This is a genomic window from Streptomyces sp. NPDC111520, assembly GCF_055635295.1.
The window spans coordinates 266,363-287,185 of the sequence record NZ_JBVKBW010000001.1 but is presented as its reverse complement, the minus strand read 5'-3'; the positions used below and the strand labels follow the sequence as shown (position 1 = coordinate 287,185).

Here is a 20,823-nt window from a genome sequence, read left to right as displayed (position 1 = left end):
ACAGCGCCGGAACCCTCATCGGGACCGGTGACTTCGAACTCCGGACGAGGACCACCCCCGGCACCCTCGACCGCGTGCTGGAGCACTTCGGCGCCCGCCGCGTACTGCGGTGACCACCGCCCCACCAGCACCGTCCTGGGCGTGTCCGACCCGGCGCTGCCCGGCCGGCTCGTCGAGACCGGCGCGGTCGCCCGCCTCGACGTCCTCGACGTCACGCACTGACGGCCCGACCGCGCGAGGGCTAGGATCCCGGCCATGGCCCTGACCCCGCACGACGTGGACCGGTTCGAGGCGTCCAGGCCCCGCCTGGAAACCGTCGCCTACCGTCTGCTCGGCTCCGCGAGCGAAGCCGAGGACGCCGTGCAGGAGACGTTCCTGCGCTGGCAGGCCGCCGACGTCGGCCGCATCGACGTCCCCGAGGCGTGGCTGACCAAGGTGCTCACCAACCTGTGCCTCAACCAGCTCACCTCGGCCCGTGCCAGGCGCGAGACGTACGTGGGCCAGTGGCTCCCCGAGCCGCTGCTCGCCGGCGACCCGATGCTCGGCCCGGCCGACACCGCGGAGCAGCGCGAATCGGTCTCGTACGCGGTCCTCGTCCTGCTGGAACGCCTCACCCCGAGCGAGCGCGCCGTGTACGTGCTGCGGGAGGCCTTCGCCTACCCGCACCGCGAGATCGCCGAGATCCTCGACATCACCGAGGCCGCCAGCCAGCAGATCCACCACCGCGCGAAGAAGCACGTCGCGGACGGCAGGGCCCGCGGCGCCGCCGCCGGCGCCATGATCGACGAGGCGGCGGCCCGGCGGGTCGTCGAGGAGTTCCTGGCGGCCGCCACCAGCGGCCGGACCGAGCCGCTCGTACGGCTGCTCACCCAGGACGTCGTCGCGGTCGGCGACGGCGGCGGGAAGATCCCGGCCCGCACCAAGGCGTTCGAGGGCGCCGTCGCCGTCGCGAAGTTCCTGCGGGGCCTGTTCACGCCGGGCACCGCCAAGCGGGCGCTCGTCGGCGGCTCGGCCGAGGTCCACGTGACGGCCGCCAACGGCGCTCCCGCCGTGGTCGCGGTCGTCGACGGCCGGGTCGTCGGCGTCATGTGCCTGGAGCTCACCGCCGACGGCATCGCCGCCGTCCGCAACCAGGTCAACCCCGACAAGCTCGACCGCGCCACGAGGCGATGGGCGGCTGGCGACCACGGGGAACCCCTGCTCCACGCCTTCTGACGCCGATGTGACGTGCTTCACATCCCGTTCCTGTCAGGAAACGGCGGGCCGCCCGGTTCAAGTGGCGAATCCGCTGGAGAGCAGACAGGAGCCAGGACATGCAGCACCGCATCGTCGTCCTCGGAGCCGGGTACACCGGAGCCAGCGCCGCCGGGCGCCTCGCCCGGCGGCTGCACCGCGAGGACGTCGCCGTCACCCTCGTGAACGTGGACCCCGACTTCGTCGAGCGCGTCCGGATGCACCAACTCGCCGCCGGCCAGGACCTCACGCCCCGGCCCCTCGCCGGGATGTTCGAGGGCACCGGCGTCGAACTGAGGACGGCCAGGGTCACCGGCGTCGACGCCGACCGCCGCACCGTCACCGTCCGGGGCGTGGACGGTGACGGAAGCGCCGGCGGCACCGGCAGCGCCGAGGAACTGCCGTACGACACCCTCGTCTACGCGCTCGGCAGCGGCTGGAAGGACCAGGGCGTCCCCGGCGCCGCCGAGCACGCCCACGAGATCGCCGGCCGCGCCGGGGCGCTCCGGGCGCGCGAGCGCCTGGCCGGGCTCGAGGCCGGCCGTCACGTCATGGTGGTCGGCGGCGGTCTCACCGGCCTGGAGGCCGCCACCGAGATCGCCGAGGCCCGCCCGGACCTCGCCGTCGCCCTCGCCGCCCACGGCGGCCTCGGAGACTGGCTCTCCCCGAAGGGCGCCCGGCACCTGCGCAAGGTCGTCGACCGGCTCGGCATCACCGTGCACGAGCACACCACCGTCGCCGCCGTGGAGGCCGGCCACGTCCTCACCGCCGACGGCACGTCGCTCCCGGCCGCCGTCACCCTGTGGACCGCGGGCTTCGCCGTCCACCCGATCGCCGGGGCCACCACCCTGGAGACCACCGCCACCGGCCAGATCGTGGTCGACGGCACCATGCGCTCGGTCTCCCACCCGGACGTCTACGCCGTCGGCGACGCCGCCCTGGTGGCGGGCCCCGGTGGCAAGCCGCTGCGGATGTCGTGCGCCTCGGGCATCCCCACCGCCTGGCAGGCCGCCGACTCCATCGCCGCCCGCCTGACCGGCGGCAAGCTCCCCAACGTGCCGCTGCGCTACTTCAACCAGTGCATCTCGCTGGGCCGCAAGGAGGGCCTGATCCAGTTCGTCACCGCCGACGACCGCGCCGTCGGCGCGGCCGTCACCGGACGGTTCGCCGCCGTCTACAAGGAACTGGTGTGCAAGGGCGCCGCCTGGGGAGTCGCCAACCCGACCTTGGGCCTCCCCGGCCGCCGCCGCAGGGTCACCCCCCGGCCCGTCCCGTCCGACCCCGCCGTCCGCACCCCGGCCTGACCCGTCCCGTGACCGACGTCACGCCCACCACGCCCCGCCGCGGGGGACCACCCCGCGCGCGGGGCGGCGGGACGCCGGGGAGCGGGACGCCGGGACGCTCAGGAGTTGGCGAAGAGCGCCGCCGTCGGCAGCAACGTGGCCAGGACGCTCAGCAGCCAGTAACGGCGCGCGGTGAGCGCCGTCCGCGCCGCGAGCGGCCGGTTGGCCGCCCACCAGAGGACGGCGAACAGCAGCACGACGGGCCCGAAGAGGACCAGCCCGGGCAGGATGCCGTCGTTCTCCGTCGGCTCCCGCCGCGTCAGACCCAGGTCCGCCAGCGGCCAGTTCGCCGCGAGGTACCAGAGCATCCAGAGCGGGACCACGCCCGGTATCCCCAGCAGCAGGTTCACCCCCAGTGCGGTGTACCACCGTCCCGCCATCGTGCCCGTCCCTCCCCGTGACCGTCTCCGGAGACGGTACAACGAAGGGGAACGGAGCCGGCCGCCGCTCCCACCACGGGTGATCCGTGTGGAACGGCGGCCGGGACGTGCCAACCCGCTGCCGGACGGGCGCTCAGCCGATCTCCACCGCCATCCCCTTGACGTTGGTGGCGTCCAGGGCCTTGCGGATCCCCTTGGCGAGCTTGACCGCGTCACCGACTGCCCAGAAGTGCACGAAGAACAGCCGAGGTTCGTCCACGAGCCCGTGGTTGTGCAGTTCGACGAGTTGGCACCCGGCCTGCCTGAGCGCCGCCAAGACGTTCTGGACCTCACTGGCGATCATGGCGCAGTCGCCGCTGACCGCGGCCCGACCGTTGCCCAGCGGCTGGTAGTTGATCGCACTGGTCGACCCGAGGCCCGGCGGCAGCACCATGCCGGCGTCGATGATGGTCTCCCGGCGCACGAAGGTGTTCTTGTAGACCCCGTCGTCGATGCCGCCCTTGACGCCCATCACCTTGTCGATGGTGGCGGTGTCCATGTCGAGCTCGCGCGGCTTGCTGTGGTCCGGCCGCCCCGGGGGCGGGGCACCGGTACGGTCGAGCGCCGCGCGCAGGCCCTTGGCGATGGCCACGGGGTCCTTGCCGTGCGCGTGGACGTGGACCCACCAGATCTCGGGCGTCTGGGACAGCAGGTGCTTGTGGATCGCGGTCTGCTCGATCTTGCGCTCGTGCAGCACGTCGGCGAAGGACTGCATCTCCTTCTCGGTGACCACCACGTCGCCCATCAGCAGCGTGTTCCCGTCGGCGTAGCGGACGAAGGACACGTGCGAGCCCAGCGCGAGCCCGGGTTTGACGGTGACGCCCTGCGAGACCACGTTCAGGTCCCGGCGCGGCAGGCCCGTGTGGTACATGAAGTCGCGCCTGATGTCGCCCGTCCGTCCCAGCGCGAGGGCCACCTCCTTCCAGTCCGTCAGGGCGGTGCGCACGGGCATGACCGACGGGTGGTTGTGCTGCTTCGACGTCCCGTTGGGCGCGCACGCGGAGATCGCCCCGCCCAGCACCGGCGCCAGTGTGGCCGCGGCGAGCAGATGCCGCCGTGACGCACCCGTCCGCGGGGTGGTGTCCTGCTGTCGGTCCTCACGCATCATGTGTGCCTCCTGACGGGATGGAAGCACGGCGAGCCACGCACACACCCCAGCACCGCCAGCACTGCGGCCAGGTGGGTGAAGCGTCCGTCGGCAAACGGGTGAGCCCACCCGGCGCAACGGCCTCCGCGCCCGCACCTCGCCCGCCGCGGCGGCGCCGCCCGCCGGGGCGTCATCCGCCGGCCCGCACCCGGCGGGTCCGGGCCGGCCCGTCAACGGCGCCCGACGGAGCCCCGCGGGGGCCCGACGTCGACCGGTGCCCCCGGCTCATCGCGCCGTGCCGACCGCGACGGGGCCTGTCAGAGGCTTCCGTCATGCTCGCGTACGTGGACGAGAACGCCTTCTGGCAGCTGATCGAGGACTGCGCGCCGACGACACCCGACCCGGACGCGGAGCGGCTCGTCGCCGCCCTGACCGCCCGCCTGGCCGCGGGCCCCCTGGGCACGGTGAAACAGTTCGCGGAGCACCTGTCGTGGGCGCTGTACCGGCTTGATCGCAGGGAGTACGGACAGGACCTGTCGGGCGACGCCTTCCTGTACACCCGGGCCGCCGTCGTCGCCGCCGGACGCGAGACGTACGACCGCGTCCTGCGGGATCCGGCGGCGTTCGAGCCCTTCGCGAGCGGCCTCGTGTGTGCCGAATGCCTGCTGTACGTCCCGGACCGGGCGTACGAGCACCTCACCGGCGAGGAGTGGGAACGCCGTACGCGCTACTGCTACGAGTCCTACTCCAACACCGCGGGCTGGGCGCGCTCCCAGCAGGACCTCGCTCTGCCGTGGGGGAGAGGTCACGGCCCCGCGACGCGGGCGAGCACGACCGCGTAGCGGCACTCGGCGTCGCTGGTGTTGGCGAAGACGTGCGCGACCGGTTCGTCGATCTCGATCGAGTCGCCCGCGTCGAGTTCGTGCACGGCGTCGCCCTCGTGGAAGGTCAGCCGGCCGTCGAGCACCCAGACGGCCACCCGCTGGAAGGCCAGGGACGCCGCCGGGTACGGCACACGGGCCCCCGGCGGCAGGCGGACCTCGGCGATGTCCGCGGGGAACCGCGGCCCGGTGATCTGGCGCCGGCGGTACCCGGTGGCCGGGTCGTGCCACTCCGTGGCGTCGGCCGTCCGGTGCACCCCGGTGGCCTCGGGCGGGGTGAGCAGGGCGGAGAGGTGCACCTGGAACGCGGCCGCCAGTTTGCCGAGGACGACGGCGGTGGGGCTGCTCTCGGCTCGCTCGATCCGGTTGATCATCGCGCGGGACACCCCTGAGGCGTCCGCGAGCTGCGCCAGGGTCCATCGGCGCTGTTCCCGTTCGCTGTGGATGCGTGCTGCGATCTGCGCGACCAGCGGATCTACTATATTGGACACAGGTTCTAGTATATAAGAAAGAGTGCCTGCCCGCGTCGCCCCCGTCGCCCGCCCGGCACGCCCGTACGCCGCGGCCCACCCGGCGGACGCCGTCCGCTGCGCGTCGTCACCGGCCGCGTCCCGGAACCGCGCACCGCACCTGTTGGAGGACCCATGGAGATCGGTCTCGCACTGCCCACCGCCGGGCCGCAGACCTCGCCGGACACGATCGTCAGGGTCGCAGTGGAGGCCGAACGCCTCGGCTACGCCGCCCTGTGGACGTTCGAGCGCCTGCTGCGCCCGATCGAGAAGGTCGTGCTGTGGACGGGGGGCGACCCCGACATGCTGCCGGAGTTCTACGGCTCGACGTACGAGCCGCTGGAGACGCTGAGCCATGTCGCCGCCGTGACCGAGCGGATCAAGCTGGGCACCGCGGTCCTGGTGGCGCCGCTGCACGTGCCCGTGATGCTCGCCCGCCGGCTCGCCACCCTGGACCGGTTCAGCGGGGGCCGGGTCATCGCCGGTCTGGGACAGGGCTGGCAGCACAACGAGTTCGAGACGGCGAACGTGCCGATCGGCCGCAAGGGCGCCCGCACGGAGGAATTCATCACGGCGCTGCGGACCTCGTGGGGCCCGGACCCGGTCCGGCACGACGGGGAGTTCTACAAGATCGCGCCCTCGGAGGTGAACCCCAAACCGGTCCAGGCCCACATCCCGGTGCTGCTGGCCGCGAACGCGCCGGCCGCCGTCAGGCGTGCCGCCCGGATCGCGGACGGCCTGATCCCGATCACGTCCTCGGCGCGGGAACTGCGCGGCATCGTCTCCGCGTTCCACGACGCCGCCCGGGAGGCGGGCCGCGACCCGGGGGACCTGACGGTGGTCAACCAGGTGCCCTGGCCGACCCCGCTCACCCGCGAACCGATCGGGGAGGGCCGGCCCTTCCTCGGCGGATCGCCCCGGCAGGTCGCCGAGGACCTCATGGCCGCCCGCGAGTGCGGCGCGACCCAGGTCTACCTGGCCGGCGGCCAGGGCCTCGGGCTCGATGTGGGCCTGCAGGCCGCCGACGTGGACGAATGGCTCGGGCTGCTCGGCGAGGTGATCGAGGAGGCCGACCGCCTCGGCGTCCGCGCGCCGTGACGAGCGGTGCGCCCGAGCGGTGGGGGTGACTCGGGAAGGGGGGCCGAGTCGGGGCCGGCGGGGTGCGAAAGAAGCGGAAGCCCGCAATCTATGACATCGGTCACAAGACCCTGCCAACCTACCGCCGCACTTAGTAGGTGCGTGTGGAAGGTATCGGCAAATTTGTCCAACTTCGCCGGAATGTGAATCCTGTCCCGCGTCCCGCGATTCCGCCCGGCCGACCCGTACGCCGACTGCACAGCGGCGTACGGGTCCTGACGTTGTGACAGTTCCTTCCTCCACCGCCGTGTGCGGACGGAGTCCCGATCACTTGCCGTGGCAAGGTCCCGGGACCTACGAGGCGACCTAGTGGCGGGGCCCGTTGCGCTCCCCGTCGGGCCGTTCTAAGAATGGCGACCCACAGGACGTCGCTGCAGGTCGGAACCGGTGTTCGCGGAGTCGGACGCGCACCGGACGCTCGGCGTCACCGAGTGAGTAGGAGACCTCCCATGAAGTCGTCCCGTACGTCCCCGAGACTCTTCGCCCTGGCTCTCGGCCTGGGTCTGGCCTCCAGCGCGCTGGGCGCGGCGGTGCCCGCGAGCGCCCACGCGCCCGCCGCCCCGTCCGCCTCCACCGGTACTTCCGCGGCGGCGCGGTACGACGGGTCGGGCGAGGAGGCCGCGAACAACCAGGCGTTCTTCAAGGCCGTCCTCACGTCGGTCGCCGCGAAGCGCGCCGCCCAGCCCAGCGCGCAGGCGGTGACCGTCCACTACGACGCCTCCCACGCACCGAGCTTCCGTTCGCAGATATCGAGCGCCGCCTCGATATGGAACAGCTCCGAGTCCAACGTCAAGCTTCAAGAGGCCTCGGGCAACGCGGACTTCTCCTACTACGAGGGCAACGACCAGCGCGGGTCCTACGCCTCCACCGACGGCCACGGAAGCGGCTACGTCTTCCTCGACTACACCCAGAACCAGCAGGACGACTCGATCCGCGTCGTCACCCACGAGACCGGGCACGTGCTGGGCCTGCCGGACAACTACAGCGGGCCGTGCAGCGAGCTGATGTCGGGCGGCGGCCCCGGCCCGTCCTGCACCAACCGCTACCCGGACGCCACCGAGCGCTCGCGTGTCGACCAGCTGTGGGCCGGCGGACTCGCACAGGCCCCGGGCACGGGAACGCAGCAGCCGGGCGGCCAGGTGAACCCCGCACCCCCGGCGCAGCAGCCCGGCGGCCAGGTCAACCCCGTACCCCCGGCGCAGCAGCCCGTGATGCCGGGCCACGGCCCGGGGCGTCCTATCCACGGTTCGCCCTGGAGGTGATCCCGTTCCCGCATGGGAAGCGGCCCGCTGTCGCGGATGGCGTCAGCCACACCCGGGCGGACCGCCCCATGCGGCACGGGTGGCTGCCCGGCTCGCTCGCCAAGCAGGGTGTGGCCGCGGGAGGATGCGCCTATGGCTCGCCCGTACGACGACCCGGAGCTGCGCGAACTCGCCCGCCGCCATGTCATGCCGGACCGGCGGTACATGAAGCTCGGTGGGGCGCTGCTTCGGCTCAACGACGCCGAACGCGCCCGCTTCGCGGAGGAGATCGGTCGAGTGGCCGCCGAGATCACGCCACAGGAGCTCTCCGTCCTGCTGGAGGGCGGCTGGCGTGAGCGCAAGACGGCGGCCTGGCTGATCGCGGTCTCCCGCCGGGAGGAATTCCGCAGCCGGATCGGCGAGCTCCTCGTCGCCAGCGAAGGGCCGTACGCCGGCGGTGCCTACTGCACCGTCCTCGCGTCCTTCTCCACCGCGGCCGACGCCGGACTCCTGGTCTCCTATCTGGACCGGTATCTGCGCAGGCCCGACCTGGACTACGACCAGGGCCTTGCGATGGGGGCGCTCTTCCACCTCGATCACGGCTCGGGCAGCGAGTACACGGGACGGTTCCTCGTGCCGGACGGCCTCTGGTGGCAGTGGCTCGCCGGCCCACCAGCCAGGACCTGCGAACCGGACGCCTACCGTCCCCTCATCGAGCAGTGGTGCGCCTTTGCCGCGGCCGCCGCGCAGGCAGGGATCCACCGCCGGTCCACCCGCCGACCGCCCGGCTGAGCTGCCGGCTGAGCAGCGTTGACGCCGCTACGACGTGGGCCCCGACCTTCGAGGCCTGCCCCGGCTCGGCGCGTGCGCTGGGTTTGCGACCCGCGGCCTAGAAGCGCGGGTCGTCGCTGCAGCCGGGCTGCTGGTCGCTGATGGAGACCGCATCACCCCACGGCGACCCCTCTTGTTCTGTCGGCCGGGGCGGACGGACGTCGGTGGGGCGCATGAGGTCTTCGTAGGGCTCGCCCCAGGCCTTGAGGCCGTCGATGGCGCTGTGCCGGTAGTACTGAGGCCGTTCGCAGGTCTCCAGGAGATCCCGTGCACGGATGGCCAGGTCAGGTCGGTGGCCTGCCAGCTCGGGGTGTTCGGAGAGGAAGACGGCCGTCATGAGGGCGGCGTGGCGCACGGCCGGCTCGGCGTCGTCCAGGAAGGGGGCGACTGCCCGGAAGAACAGCGGCCGCAGAGCCCGTACCGTCTCGATCTCCGACGAGACCTCGCCCCGCCTCCGTAGTCTGGCGTACAGCTCGTCGTCGGTGTCGTGGACCAGTGACGCCAGCCATTCGAGCAGTTCCACGCGGAGCAGGCCGTGTCGTTCCCCTCCGACTGGGCCGTTCCAGGAGTTGTAGGTCCCTTCGATCTCGGCGCTCGGCTCAGGAAGGATCGCGGCGATGACCAACGCCGCCGGCACGGTGGCTGAGTAGACGCTGCTTTGGTGACGCAGGGGCTCCAGGTCCGTGGCCATGACGCGCGCATGGGCGACGGGATCGGTACCACGTAGGGTCACCAGCGCGGCGGGCATGTCACCCGCGGGACCGCGCGCGTGTTCCAGACCGGCCCAATCGGTGCCGCGGAGGATCGTCTCCACATCGGGCAGAGACCGCATCTCCGCAGTTGTGGTGTGCTCCGACTCGCTTGTCACCAGGACAGGCTACGGAGGGCCATCAGTCGGCGTTCCGGCGACGGTTTCCAACCGCCGACATCTGCCTTGCGGCCCGGTGGTCCAGGGCGTCGAGGGTGCGCAGGTCAGAGCGGCCTTGGAGAGACCCGGGCTCCGCCCGAATGATCGCGACCGCGACGCCGCGTGCTTGGGCCAAATCGAGCCGACCCGGCCCGGAGCCGCCACGTAACGTCCGACCTGTGCGTCCGACCTGCGCCCGATGCGGCACGGCTGCGGCACGCCGGCGCGGAGGCGGTTGCGCTTCGCCGTGGGCAGCGTGAGTGACGCGGCCACGGCGGGGAGGGTTAGGGTTGCGGGCGTGATGCGTGACCTGATCGCGGCGTTCAATGCCGCCGCACGCGAGCGTATGACGGAGGCCGGCTGGCGTCGGCGCGGCCGCGGGGGCATCTTTACGCTGGACCTTGGCGACGGCTTCGAGGCCTCGGTCGGTCTCAACACAGCCACGAGGTATCACCCTCCCCAGATCAATCCGGTTGCCGGTCTCGCATACGTGCCGCTGGAGCGGCTCCTGGCTGAACTGCTGGGTGAGAAGCCCATCCCAGGAAGGGCCACCCTGAGCAGGCCGATCGGATACCTCACCCCGTACAACAGTTTCGTTCAGCTGGAGATCGCGACTCCCGAGGCCGCTGGACCCGCAGCCGAAGAGCTCGTGGACCTGGTCATCCGGTACGGGCTTCCGCACTCGCGCCGGTACGCAAGTCCGGACAGGCTGCTGGCTGCGTTGGAGGAAGGCGGCCACGTGGGCAATCCCGGGCGGGCGAGTCTTCTGATCCCGGCACTGCATCTCTTGCGGGGTGAGGCCGACCGGGCCACCTCCACTGCACAGCAGCACCTGCTTCGATACGGCAACGACCTCAGCAAGGCGAACGTCGAGGAGTACCACCGGTTCGCCCGCGCCCTCGTGGTGCGCTGCGGCCTGGATCTCGACGTGCTCGGCCACGTTTGGTAGCAGCGGTCAGGCCCTGCCCGCGGTGACGAGACTGATGGCCAGCAGTGGGAAGCCCGCGATGAGCAAAGCGACGTCAACGGCGAAGGTGCGCACCATGCGCAGCATGTAGGTCTGCCAGGGGCGGCTTCGTGACGGCGTGAGCCCCAGCCGCTCGGCCGCGCGGCGGGAGACGTCTATCCGGCCGGCTGGAGCCTGCGTGATCGCCGTTCGAATCTCCGCCTCGTGACCTTCGTCGAGGATGAGGCGGACACCGTGCGCATCCTTGATCGCGAGCTGGTCCACCGCCGGCGTATAGGGACCTTGGAGTTCAATCCGTCGCACCTTGACCAGACTGGTGAGATCGACCGTGCGTCGCCCATATTGAGTGCGTGCTGTCAACAGATGACCGTCACGCAGCTCCGGGGACCGCGCCTCAGCGGGACTCTGCCACACAGCGAAGCCCAGCAGGGGGGAGACGACGGCGAGGGCGCACCATGCGTCTCCGACCAGCCCGGACCTCACGAGCAGCGCAGGGATCACCACCAGCAGGAGAACTACCAGCAGCGCTCCCCAGCCCACCATCTGCTGATTGATGCGGCCCTGGCCCGCAGTGACGTCGTCGATGGGGGGATCAGAAGTCACCTCGCGACGATACCGGTGGCCGGTACGCGACGTACGTCGGGTGTCACGACGATTGTCCGGGCGAGGTTCGTGGGGCCCCCGCCGACGGTGTGCCGTTGCACGAGGTCGGTGGGTACGGCCCAGAGACGGCCCGGAGACGGTGCTCGACGCGTGGGCGACATCCGTTCCACGAGCGAGGTCGGCAATCACGCGCCGCGCCCGCGCGGACCTGTCCTGACCAGAGTCCGGAGGCCGTACCCTTGCGCACCCCTGATCACCGTGATGCCCCTCCTGGCTCCCCGCGTGATGCGGCACGGCTGTGGCACGCCCGCCGGCTGTTACCGTGCGCGCGTGGACGAGATATCCGGGTCGCCGCCGTGGCTTTTCCAGCGCATCCCGGCCGGGAGGCCGCTGATGAGGGACCACGGGGCGCGTATGTCGGCCGGGGCGCTGGCCGTTGCCGCGCTGCTCCTGACCGTTGCCTGTACCCCCAGTGCGCCCGCGCGAGCGCGAGAGGCGTCGGAGAACGGGAAACAGGCCGCAGGCTGCGAGTTGCGGGACACCACGCAGCAGATCACCGACCGGTTCTCAGAACTGGGCACGGTCGTCCGCACGCGGTGGTGCGCCGTCAACCTCTCCGGTGGTTCCGGTCGGGTCCCCGGGCCGACCGACTTCCGGCTCGTGGGCTACTTCGACACCACGGCGGCCGACATGAAGGCGCTCCTCGACCACCCGTACTGGACGTTCGAGCATTCACGGCCCAAGAGCATCCCCGGCCCCGTCGCCCAGGCCGCCGGGACGGCGTCGGTCTCGTCGTGGATGACGAGCACCGATCTGGAGACGACGGTCACGCGCGACCTCTACACCGCCACCTTCTACCTGGACGAGGAGTCCAACCGCATCGTCTTCGACACGGTGAACCCCATCAACCCCAAGGACAAGGCGGTCATCGTCAAAGGCTGACCCCTCCGGCACCCGCAGGGGTGGCGCTCGACGCCGTCCCCATCCTTCGTGGCGTGGCTGATGTCAGGGCTTGCAGCGCATGGGGTCGACCCTTCCCCCGGCTATCGCGGCTGGCGCGCGCAGATTGAGGAGCGGCCGAGTGCGGAGAGGCGCAGCGGTCGCCTCGTGATCGCCTGGTACCTGCGACGTGAGTCACGACCTGGGGATGCCGGCTTGTCAGTGCTCGGTCCTAGCATGCGGAGCATGAAGCGGTATGTTGACGAGGATCTGCACGGTGCCGAGTTCCGCGAGTGCGATCTGACCGGGGCACGCCTGATCGGCGTCGCCATGCAGGATGCCGTGATCGACGGGCTCGTCACCAACCTCGTGGTGAACGGTGTCGAGGTCACCGAGTACGTCGAGGCAGAGCTCGACAGGCGTCATCCGGTGCGGCTGCTGATCCGCTCCGAGGACCCGGCCGATCTGCGCGAGGCATCGCGTCAGCTCCATGCCGGCTGGGCCGCCACGATCGAGCGCATCCGCCGTAGGCCCGGCATCGAGCGCCGCAGCGTGAACGACGAGTGGTCGGCGGTGCAGACGATGCGCCATCTGGTCTTCGTCCACGACTCGTGGTTCCGCCGCTGCTGCCTGGGCTCGACGGAGCTGTTCACGCCGATGGGCATCGGGCCGACCGCCGAGCCCTACCGTGGAGCGCACGGGCTTGACCTCTCGCTCGACCCGGCCCTCGACGAGATCGTGAGCGTGCGTGACGCACAGGCCGCCGAGCTCGAGGCCTGGCTCGACGAGGTCACCGCTGTGCAGCTCGCAGCGCGGGAGCCGGTGCCCGACGACGATGTCTGGCCGCCGTACGCCCGGGGCCGCTCGGTGCGGCAGTGCCTCGGCACGGTGCTCAACGAGACCTTCGAGCACCACGGCTTCTGCGTACGCGACCTCGACCTGATCGAGGCACAGGACGCCGAGTAGGACCGGCTGCGGATTCGAGCCAACTGTGGTGTCTGCCACTGTCGGCAGTCGTCAAGCATGACCCAGCGCACGCCGCTACCGAGCTCCGGCGGGCCTCAGAGAGCGATGGGCTCGTACGCGATGTCTCGGTCGACGACCTTCTCCGCGTTCAGCGCGGGGTCGAGTTCCAAGGGGATGGTGGCTGCCGTACTCGCCATGACCGGCTGGGGGTCTCCTCAATGGCGGGCGTGGACGGTTTCGAACCGCCGACATCTGCCTCGCAAGTTCGTTCCGGGCCTGCTGCGGCGGCTTTCGTCGATTGGTGCGACGGTCGGGCAGAGGCGCTGGTGTACGCACCCGTCCAGCGTCGTTGATGTCAGCCGCTGATGTCGGCCCCCGCACGCGGTCTTTGCAGGCGTGGCGGCGCTGTTGAGCGATTGGGGCTGTCTCTGGCGTGGCGGAGAATGGTGCTCATGTGCGCTCTCATCGACCCCCCTGAGCCTCGCCGCGTCTCGCCGGGCGAGTACCCAGTGTGGGACCAGGCTCTCGCCCTTCTGAACCGGGACCTGGCGGTGACGCTTCCCCAGCTGGAACCCCTGCAGCTGGTGGCCCTTCCGTCCTACGAAGCGGATGAGCCGGAGAATGTCCACGTCGCCATGGCCAACGGCGAGTGGCACGGCAACCACTTGGACCCGAACTCACAGGACAGCCTTGCCTCTGCACTGGCGAGCGTCGCCGATGCCGCGCAGGAGACCGTCATGGAGCTTCTGCGGCAGGCGTGGCCCCTGTGTCCCGAGCATGGCCTGGGCCTGCATCCAAGGGAGGACATAGAAGAGCGACTGTCCTGGTGGTGCGCGGGAGAACGGTTGCGTCGCGGCCCGGCTCATATCCACGCGGCCGTGGGTGCACTCGACGCTTTGGGAGCGTCGATCCGTACACGGCCTTGAAAACCGTCGTGGCAGCGATGTCACCGTGGGTTCACATCCCACACTCTCCGCACAGGCCGGCGAAGGCGCTGGACAGAAGGGGTGCCCCAAGACACGGGGGCGCCCCTTCTTCGTGCTCGATGGCACCGTGGTTCCCCGCGGTTCCCGTGCGATCGGGCACGCCTGGAGCACGGGCTGGGATGGAGTGCACGTCGGCCGCGTAGGCTGTCGCCGGATGAGGTCGCCCGCACGGTAAAGGACGGGACCCGGGGTGCGGACAGGGTCGTCTGCCTCATCCATCTACGGTCGCGGTGGACAACCAGTTTGGAAGACTGAGGCTGCGGACCCTGCCTCACCTGGGCGGACGCTGACCTGCGGTAAAGCGAACCCGTCACTGCTGTGGCACGCCCGATCCCCTCGATGCGAACTATGGGCACGACGGTCGCTGAGGTCTGCCGGGGACGTCAGCCGGTCTCCTGGGGCCGGTGGCGGTCGGTTGTGGGCAGGGAGGTTGCTGTCGCTGCTGTACAGCAGCTGCCGGGCTACCCGTCAACCGGGTTGGCCTGGTGAGCGAGGCTCGCCACGGCGACGCGATGAGGGGCACCTCAGGGCTGTCATAGGGGTCTGGCACGATTCGCGAATGTGATCGATGTCGATGACCTCATTGTGAGAGTGACGGAACAGGCGAGGGTCGGCTCGGCAGCATTGCCGCCGCCCGTGCAGGTCGAACAATTGGCCGAGGCTGAGGCAGCTCTCGGCTTTCCGCTACCACCCCTGCTTGCGCGGCTGTACACGGAGATCGCGAATGGCGGCTTTGGTCCCGGCTGCCAACTGCTTCCACTCGTTGGGCAGCCGCATAGTGCGGTGGGTTCCTACCAGACCGAGCGGTCGGAATCAGAGGCGTCGGACTCGCCACACTGGCCGGCTGGCGTGCTGCCGATCCTTGACTGGGGCTGCGGGATGTACGGCGCCGTTGATTGTCAAAGCGATTCCGGCACCGTACTCATCTTCGAGCCGAACGCGGACGCTTGGGTTGAAGCCTGGTTTGTGGACGCCGAGAGCTTGACCGACTGGCTTGAGACCTGGCTCGCCGGCACTGGTTGGTACGAGCCCGATGCCCACGACGACGAAGAGGCTGTGGATCCGGAAATTTGGCAGGACGCCGCCTTGCGACTCACAAGCTGACGTCGACTTCAGAGGTCGACGTAGCGGCTTTGGGCGGGAGCTGCCATGGGGCGAGAGATCGGGGCCCGTAAGCTGCTGGCGACTCGGGCGATCTGTTGACCTGCCCGCAATGGCCCGATGTGGGCCCCGATCTTCGAGGCTCGCCCCATGGCGGCTGCCGGCGCGAACTGTGTTTGTCGAGGTCACGGTTCGAGGGGGCTCCGGACGCTCGTGCCGACTCGTGATCCGTGGAAGATCCTCCGCGACTGCCGACTGGAAGGCGACGGCGTCCACCACGCCGTTGCTGGCATCGCCCGCCTCTACAGTCAGACTCTGACCCGGTGACCCAGGGGGTCAGTCCAGTGCGGCAACGTTAGATCCAGGCGGTCTCGGGGGCCTCTGGTGACCGCACTCCAGCCGAGTTCCGTTGGCGTCAGTCACCGTGTACTCCAGGACGATCTTGGTCGGGTCGCCGTCCTCGTAGGGCCACACCGTGATGCCTCCCTCCCAGAGGATGGTGGAGAACCACACATCGATCCCCTCGGCTTCGGGCGCAACCGTGAAGACGTCCCCGGGCTTCAGATAGAAGTCCTCACCGTACGGCTCGATGAAGAGACACAGGTCCCTATCGCCCGCATTCTCCACAGGAAACCTGCTGCGTCCCACTTACCCCCCAGACTGCTACCCCGATGAACCACTCCACCGTATCCGCCCACACCCGCACCGCCGCCTTCAAGCGGCCCAGCCCTACCGGTTCTTTGTAGGACAGCCCATAGCCCCGAGTGGTGTGATGACGAAACCATTTGGTCACACTGGACCTAGAGGTGACTCTGGTGTGGGTCCTGGGGGGATCGTGGTTGAGCAGCCGGAAAGGCACGGCCATCCTGTCCCTTTCGGCGTGCGGGACATACCCGAAGAAGTGCGCACCATCGCGGGGGAATGTGAACGGCTCTGGGAGAGGGCACACAACCAAAAGGGATGTCTAGTTGACCACCTCGGCACTCAACTCAACCACGGATACCCCTGGAATGCCGAGTGCTCCAATTAGCCCTTCCGCCGCCTCCGCAGAGAAGAGTCCACTGCTCGCACTGAGGAGAAATCCGGGCGAAGGTGGAAATTGAGCCTCCCGCTGCAGGGCGAACTTTTCCCCGTTGGGCAACGAGAACGCGAAGCACAGCCATTCGGCCAGATCGTCCACTGCGACGTCGGGGCGGCCCCAATGGCGGTACAACGCTATGAGATCAACTTGTACCAGCGCCAAGTATCGGATTTCCTTTAGCACTAGCTGCTCTTCTGGAATTCTCTGGAGATCTGTAAAGCCGAGCCCCATCGGACGCCCTACCTCGCTTCCGCAATGATGATTGTATTCCTGTCATATCCCTGCCGGGTCCGCTTCTCGGTATTCATGTATGCCAGAGAGCGGGAACCCGGTGTGAAGATCGTAGAGCCTCAAATAACCAAAGCCTGACCACGTCATGCCCGCCGGAGTCGAGAATGATGTGGTCGGATTCCCCGGGGTGCGGAAGTCAGACCGATAACCCGTTTGGCCAATGATGAATTTCGACCGAGGATGCTAGGCTCGAGTCTAGCCGCAACGTGATGAAATCGTCGTCGGCAATTTCGAATGCAGCCCCAAGTGGCTCGAACGTGACCCGTGCGGGACCATCAGTCGCAGCGATTTTGATGTCCATCATCGAACGTGCCGCAGCCATCTCAGCTCCAAGCGTCGATAATTTCTCGCAGGAGTATCACTCGGTTTGCGGTCGGGTTTACAGGCGCCTGGAATTCAGTGACCTGAGGTGCGAGGCGAGGACGGCCTTGATGAGTAGGTGATGCGAGTCGCGCTCCACCGCTAGCCCCCTTGCATAGTCATGGGCTTCCTGGTGCCTGCTCACGTTTCAGGTAGTCCTCATCAGGGCAGCCGACATCAGTGTCGTCGGTCGGGCAGAGCACAGGGTCGTCCTCGTCACCGAACAGATAGGCCTCCACCTCACAGTCGCCGTTGGCAGACCGCAGCGAGAGCACGCTTCCGCGCGTGACGTCCTCGTCGGGAGTGCCGAAGCCGCCTTCCTCAGGAAAGACTTCAAACGCCCATCGGCCCGATGCAAACACCGACGGATCATCACAATGCGATGCCGCTGGCATACCGGCAGGCCTGACGCTGGCGAACGTGTGGTCCTCGCGGAACGTCAGCGATGTACCCGACCCGCTGGTCCAGCGCCCCGTGAGCTGATCCGCCCGTATCTCCGCAGCCCACACCCCCGCGGCCAATCCACTCATACATGACGTCGTGAGCATGCCTGCGGCCACCATGCCAGCACCCCAACCCCAAACCCACCGACCCACGCCACCCCTCCCCACGCGACTCCTGGGACACCATATTTGAACACGCTCAAAAAGCGCTAGTGATCAACGTCGGTACGCCCGCCGTAACGTGGCTGCGGACAGGAGCAGTTGCCGGTGGGCTGCGTGCGGGAAGAGGTGCGGCCGTGCAGCGCAGGGGTGTGATGTGCGATCGGGCGACGTTGCCGTGGCTGGCGAGCCGTGCGCGCGTTGGGGCGGCACCCGCTTTAAAAGCCGTGGAGCCGACCGCCCGAGCCACAGCGGGTTTCACCCTCATCGATCCTTCGCCTTCCGGCGGGCGGCCGGCGGCCGGTCCGGAGCGGGACGAAGGCAGGAGCGTCGGGCCGAGGCGCCGGGCCGCGCGCCGCCGCGCTGTGCGCGGCGGAAGCGCCTTGATGAAGTAGAGAAAGTCTTACCGCGTCGGGATCAGGTGCTAGTTGTCCCAGCGTTGTCCTGGTCTTGATCAGCGCCGTTCGCCGCCCGAGAGGGCCGTGGCATCCTGTGGCAGTGCTCTTGAGTGACGATGCAAACCGTATCGAGCTTCGCCCATTGCGCTATCAGTTTGCCAGGGCCCGAGGCAATCGGTACGACGACAACTGGCTGGTCATAGGTGGCAAGGTGACGACCGCTGAAGGCCAATGGGTCTTTGCCGATCCATCTCTGCTGACCCACGAGGCTCGCCAGGTCACCGCGTGGCTACGTGCGGCGGCTGAGGGGACAGTTGCCGTGACGTGCCCCGATGAGGAAGGCAATTTGTCCCCCGACACGTGGTTCAACGAGCCGGTCTTGGCCTTCAGTCTCGCCGCCCGAAGCGACGCTGAGGCAGTGATTCGCCTTCATCTGTCCCACGAGGCGGCGCCGCCGTGGCGACTGGGGGATGACAGGCCCGAGATCTACCAGTACTTCGTAGAGGTCCGGGCGGATGCCTCTTCACTGCTTCTTGCCGCGGACGAGTGGGAGCTTGCCCTGGCTTCCTTCCCGCCCCGCTGATCAAGATGAGTTCACAGACCTCTGCGTCGTCGCTCATGCCGCCGACCAGGAGACGGTGGATCAGAGGTGTACCACGACGACCCCAAGGGCCGCCGACGCAAGCAGTCGCTTCCCCTGCCGGCGATGTGCGTCGCTCCTCTGCAGTGGCAGTGGATTGCGCCAGGCAGCCGTGCGGGAGCGCGCGGGGGAGCAGTGGGCCGAGAGCGACTACGTCTTCACCACCCGCACGGGGCGGCCTGTCGAGCCGCGGAACCTGTACCGCTCGTTCACGCGCGTCGCTGGCAGCGCTGGCCTCCGGGTGATCCGGTTGCACGACGCCCGGCACGGCTGCGCCACGCTGCTCACCGCGGCCGGCGTCGCGCCCCGCGTGGTGATGGAGATCCTCGGGCACTCCCAGATCGCCGTCACGATGAACGTCTACACGCACGTTGTGCAGGACACCCAGCGTGAGGCCGTGAGCCACATGGACCGGCTGCTGCGGAGGCGTCCCGGGCGTGAGTGAGGGTGGCCGTTGATGTCAGATCTGGATGTCAAAGACCCCCAGCCATGACCGGCTGGGGGTCTTCTCACTGGTGGGCGTGGACGGTTTCGAACCGCCGACATCTGCCTTGTAAGGGCAGCGCTCTACCGCTGAGCTACACGCCCGCTGGACATGCGAAAGCACACCCTACCCTGCCATACCCGGTCGCCAGCAAACGCACGCCCGGGGTCAGGTGTAGGTCACGCGGAGTTCCTTCACGCCGTTGAGCCAGGGGGAGCGGAGGCGGCGGGGTTCGCCGGCGAGGCGGATGGCGGGGAGGGCGTCGGCGATGGCGTTGAAGATGAGGTCGATCTCGAGGCGGGCGAGGCTGGCGCCGAGGCAGAAGTGGGGGCCGCCGCCGCCGAAGCCGACGTGGGGGTTGGGGTCCCGGGTGATGTCGAAGGCCTCGGGGGCGGTGAAGACCTCGGGGTCGTGGTTGGCGGAGGCGTAGAAGATGCCGACCCGGTCGCCCTCGCGGATCTTGGCGCCGCCCAGTTCCGTGTCGTGGGTGGCGGTGCGCTGGAAGGAGGTCACGGGGGTCGCCCAGCGGACGATCTCGTCGGAGGCGGTGCGCGGGCGCTCGGCGCGGAAGAGTTCCCACTGGTCGGGGTGGGTGAGGAGGGCGTGCATGCCGTGCGTGATGGCGTTGCGCGTGGTCTCGTTCCCCGCGACGGCCAGGACCAGGACGAAGAAGCCGAACTCGTCCGTCGTGAGGTTGCCCTCGTCCTCGGCGGCGACCAGCTTGGTGACGATGTCGTGCGCGGGGCAGGCCTTGCGCTCGGTGGCCATGTTCATCGCGTAGGAGATGAGCTCGATGGAGGACTCGGTGCCGACCTCCTCGGTGATGGCCAGCTCGGGGTCGTCGTAGCCGATCATCTTGTTGGACCACTCGAAGATCTTGCTGCGGTCCTCCTGCGGGACGCCGATGAGTTCGGCGATGGCCTGGAGGGGCAGTTCGCACGCGATGTCGGTGACGAAGTCGCCGGTGCCGTGGGCGGCGGCACCCGCGACGATGTGCTCGGCGCGGCGGCGGAGGGCGTCCTCGAGGGCGCGGATGGCGCGGGGGGTGAAGCCGCGCTGGACGATTTGCCGCAGGCGGGTGTGCTCGGGCGGGTCCATGTTGAGGATGATCAGCTGCTGGGCGTCGATCCGGTCCCGCTGCATGTGTTCGTTGAAGCGGATGATCGCGGTGTTGGTGCGCGAGGAGAAGGTCTCCGGCGTGGTGGAGACCGTCCTGACGTCGCTGTGCCGGGTCACCGCCCAGTAGCCGTCGTCCCCGAAGCCGGCGACGCCGTGGGGCTGGGGGATCCAGGAGACGGGTGCCGTGCGCCGGAGGGCGGCGAACTCCGGGAGCGGTATGCGCTCCTGGTTGACGTCCGGGTCGGTGAAGTCGAAGCCGTCGGGGAGGGCGGGGCAGGAGGGGGGCGGCGGCGTGGCGGACATCGGCGGCTCCTGGTCCGGTTGGCTCCTGGTCTGGTGTTGGTGCTGGTGTTGGTGCTGGTCCGGTGGTGGTGCCGGTCGGTGGTGGTCGCGTTCTGGTGCCGGTCCGGTGGTGGTGCCGTTCTGGTGCCGGTTCGGTGGTGGTGCCGTTCTTGTGCCGGTTCGGTGGTCTTCCGGTCCGTGGTCCCGTGCGGTGGAGGGCCGGGGCCGGGTACGTCCCCGCGCACCGTCTTCTGACGGGGCATCAGATGTGCCTGTGGACGGTAGCCCCGCCCCCTTCAAGTCGCAAGGCCCGTGGCGGTGCGGATCGGCCGGCTTGGTGCACGCCCCTTGCGCCCGCGTACCGCCGGTAATCAGACTGCTGGGCAGAACTAGAACGCGTACTAGTTCTGCCGTGG

At 69.4% G+C, this 20,823-nt stretch carries 21 protein-coding genes, 1 tRNA gene and 3 pseudogenes; 15 read left to right on the top strand and 10 right to left on the bottom strand.

Annotated features, from left to right (window positions below):
* Positions 1-27 precede the first annotated feature (27 nt).
* The 3 genes from ACZ7MY_RS01295 to ACZ7MY_RS01285 all read left to right on the top strand — a co-directional run bounded on the left by ACZ7MY_RS01295 (position 28) and on the right by ACZ7MY_RS01285 (position 2,537).
* On the top strand, positions 28-222 hold the full coding sequence (locus ACZ7MY_RS01295) for a hypothetical protein (protein ID WP_499598567.1): 195 nt from the start codon (positions 28-30) through the stop codon (positions 220-222).
* A 33-nt stretch (positions 223-255) separates the two neighbouring features.
* Positions 256-1,215 carry an RNA polymerase sigma factor SigJ gene (gene sigJ, locus ACZ7MY_RS01290; protein WP_499598566.1) on the top strand — a complete coding sequence of 320 codons (960 nt, stop codon included), beginning with the start codon at positions 256-258 and terminating at the stop codon, positions 1,213-1,215.
* A gap of 98 nt (positions 1,216-1,313) precedes the next feature.
* A complete protein-coding gene (locus ACZ7MY_RS01285) occupies positions 1,314-2,537 on the top strand; it encodes an NAD(P)/FAD-dependent oxidoreductase (RefSeq protein ID WP_499598563.1) in 1,224 nt (407 codons plus the stop codon).
* A gap of 98 nt (positions 2,538-2,635) precedes the next feature.
* Here ACZ7MY_RS01285 and ACZ7MY_RS01280 read toward each other — a convergent pair whose 3' ends face one another.
* Together ACZ7MY_RS01280 and ACZ7MY_RS01275 are read right to left on the bottom strand one after the other, a co-directional pair.
* Positions 2,636-2,956, bottom strand: a complete 321-nt coding sequence (locus tag ACZ7MY_RS01280; RefSeq protein WP_499598560.1) for a hypothetical protein — start codon at positions 2,954-2,956, stop codon at positions 2,636-2,638.
* 133 nt (positions 2,957-3,089) lie between these two features.
* Positions 3,090-4,103 carry a DUF1259 domain-containing protein gene (locus ACZ7MY_RS01275; RefSeq protein ID WP_499598558.1) on the bottom strand — a complete coding sequence of 338 codons (1,014 nt, stop codon included), beginning with the start codon at positions 4,101-4,103 and terminating at the stop codon, positions 3,090-3,092.
* A 311-nt stretch (positions 4,104-4,414) separates the two neighbouring features.
* Here ACZ7MY_RS01275 and ACZ7MY_RS01270 point away from each other — a divergent pair, with 311 nt between their 5' ends.
* The gene (locus tag ACZ7MY_RS01270) at positions 4,415-4,924 is read left to right on the top strand and encodes a DUF4240 domain-containing protein (RefSeq protein ID WP_499598556.1); all 510 of its coding nucleotides are present in this window, start codon (positions 4,415-4,417) and stop codon (positions 4,922-4,924) included.
* On the opposite strand, the gene ACZ7MY_RS01265 is transcribed toward ACZ7MY_RS01270, so the two are convergent.
* Positions 4,888-5,454: a helix-turn-helix domain-containing protein gene (locus ACZ7MY_RS01265; RefSeq protein WP_499598554.1), complete on the bottom strand. Its 567-nt coding sequence runs from the start codon at positions 5,452-5,454 to the stop codon at positions 4,888-4,890. The two genes, ACZ7MY_RS01270 and ACZ7MY_RS01265, sit on opposite strands and share 37 nt — an antisense overlap.
* A gap of 153 nt (positions 5,455-5,607) precedes the next feature.
* On the opposite strand from ACZ7MY_RS01265, the gene ACZ7MY_RS01260 reads away from it, so the two are divergent.
* From ACZ7MY_RS01260 to ACZ7MY_RS01250, 3 genes and pseudogenes are all read left to right on the top strand, one after another.
* Complete coding sequence (locus ACZ7MY_RS01260; protein WP_499598550.1) at positions 5,608-6,570, top strand: TIGR03619 family F420-dependent LLM class oxidoreductase; 963 nt, start codon at positions 5,608-5,610, stop codon at positions 6,568-6,570.
* A 488-nt stretch (positions 6,571-7,058) separates the two neighbouring features.
* Positions 7,059-7,715 (top strand): annotated as a pseudogene (gene snpA, locus ACZ7MY_RS01255) (snapalysin); the annotation flags it as partial.
* 288 nt (positions 7,716-8,003) lie between these two features.
* Positions 8,004-8,642 (top strand): DUF6000 family protein, encoded by a 639-nt coding sequence (locus ACZ7MY_RS01250; protein ID WP_499598548.1) that lies wholly within the window; start codon positions 8,004-8,006, stop codon positions 8,640-8,642.
* Between the two features lie 97 nt (positions 8,643-8,739).
* Here the strand turns inward: ACZ7MY_RS01250 and ACZ7MY_RS01245 are convergent, their stop codons facing one another.
* The gene (locus tag ACZ7MY_RS01245; protein ID WP_499598546.1) at positions 8,740-9,549 is read right to left on the bottom strand and encodes a hypothetical protein; all 810 of its coding nucleotides are present in this window, start codon (positions 9,547-9,549) and stop codon (positions 8,740-8,742) included.
* A 337-nt stretch (positions 9,550-9,886) separates the two neighbouring features.
* Between ACZ7MY_RS01245 and ACZ7MY_RS01240 the strand changes: the two genes are divergently transcribed.
* On the top strand, positions 9,887-10,537 hold the full coding sequence (locus ACZ7MY_RS01240) for a hypothetical protein (protein WP_499598544.1): 651 nt from the start codon (positions 9,887-9,889) through the stop codon (positions 10,535-10,537).
* A 6-nt stretch (positions 10,538-10,543) separates the two neighbouring features.
* On the opposite strand, the gene ACZ7MY_RS01235 is transcribed toward ACZ7MY_RS01240, so the two are convergent.
* Positions 10,544-11,158 carry a hypothetical protein gene (locus tag ACZ7MY_RS01235; protein WP_499598542.1) on the bottom strand — a complete coding sequence of 205 codons (615 nt, stop codon included), beginning with the start codon at positions 11,156-11,158 and terminating at the stop codon, positions 10,544-10,546.
* Positions 11,159-11,488: 330 nt separating this feature from the next.
* On the opposite strand from ACZ7MY_RS01235, the gene ACZ7MY_RS01230 reads away from it, so the two are divergent.
* From ACZ7MY_RS01230 to ACZ7MY_RS01210, 5 genes and pseudogenes are all read left to right on the top strand, one after another.
* On the top strand, positions 11,489-12,100 hold the full coding sequence (locus ACZ7MY_RS01230; protein ID WP_499598539.1) for a hypothetical protein: 612 nt from the start codon (positions 11,489-11,491) through the stop codon (positions 12,098-12,100).
* A 243-nt stretch (positions 12,101-12,343) separates the two neighbouring features.
* Entirely contained in the window at positions 12,344-13,063 is a 720-nt protein-coding gene (locus ACZ7MY_RS01225; RefSeq protein WP_499598537.1) for a DinB family protein, read from the top strand.
* Positions 13,064-13,515: 452 nt separating this feature from the next.
* The gene (locus ACZ7MY_RS01220; RefSeq protein ID WP_499598535.1) at positions 13,516-13,989 is read left to right on the top strand and encodes a hypothetical protein; all 474 of its coding nucleotides are present in this window, start codon (positions 13,516-13,518) and stop codon (positions 13,987-13,989) included.
* Between the two features lie 621 nt (positions 13,990-14,610).
* Positions 14,611-15,153 carry an SMI1/KNR4 family protein gene (locus ACZ7MY_RS01215; protein WP_499598533.1) on the top strand — a complete coding sequence of 181 codons (543 nt, stop codon included), beginning with the start codon at positions 14,611-14,613 and terminating at the stop codon, positions 15,151-15,153.
* A gap of 228 nt (positions 15,154-15,381) precedes the next feature.
* A pseudogene (locus tag ACZ7MY_RS01210) lies at positions 15,382-15,477 on the top strand (IS5/IS1182 family transposase); the annotation flags it as partial.
* 9 nt (positions 15,478-15,486) lie between these two features.
* Here ACZ7MY_RS01210 and ACZ7MY_RS01205 read toward each other — a convergent pair.
* The 3 genes from ACZ7MY_RS01205 to ACZ7MY_RS01195 form a co-directional block, all read right to left on the bottom strand.
* Positions 15,487-15,777 carry a hypothetical protein gene (locus tag ACZ7MY_RS01205; RefSeq protein WP_499598532.1) on the bottom strand — a complete coding sequence of 97 codons (291 nt, stop codon included), beginning with the start codon at positions 15,775-15,777 and terminating at the stop codon, positions 15,487-15,489.
* A gap of 337 nt (positions 15,778-16,114) precedes the next feature.
* Positions 16,115-16,393, bottom strand: coding sequence for a hypothetical protein (locus ACZ7MY_RS01200; RefSeq protein WP_499598531.1), 279 nt, complete (start codon positions 16,391-16,393; stop codon positions 16,115-16,117).
* A gap of 608 nt (positions 16,394-17,001) precedes the next feature.
* Entirely contained in the window at positions 17,002-17,445 is a 444-nt protein-coding gene (locus ACZ7MY_RS01195; RefSeq protein ID WP_499598529.1) for a hypothetical protein, read from the bottom strand.
* Positions 17,446-17,982: 537 nt separating this feature from the next.
* Between ACZ7MY_RS01195 and ACZ7MY_RS01190 the strand changes: the two genes are divergently transcribed.
* Both ACZ7MY_RS01190 and ACZ7MY_RS01185 read left to right on the top strand, forming a co-directional pair.
* A complete protein-coding gene (locus tag ACZ7MY_RS01190) occupies positions 17,983-18,465 on the top strand; it encodes a WapI family immunity protein (protein WP_499598527.1) in 483 nt (160 codons plus the stop codon).
* Positions 18,466-18,534: 69 nt separating this feature from the next.
* A pseudogene (locus ACZ7MY_RS01185) lies at positions 18,535-18,967 on the top strand (tyrosine-type recombinase/integrase); the annotation flags it as partial.
* A gap of 68 nt (positions 18,968-19,035) precedes the next feature.
* Here ACZ7MY_RS01185 and ACZ7MY_RS01180 read toward each other — a convergent pair.
* A tRNA-Val gene (locus tag ACZ7MY_RS01180) sits at positions 19,036-19,110 on the bottom strand.
* A 64-nt stretch (positions 19,111-19,174) separates the two neighbouring features.
* Positions 19,175-20,428, bottom strand: coding sequence for a cytochrome P450 (locus ACZ7MY_RS01175; protein ID WP_499598525.1), 1,254 nt, complete (start codon positions 20,426-20,428; stop codon positions 19,175-19,177).
* Positions 20,429-20,823: the final 395 nt, after the last annotated feature.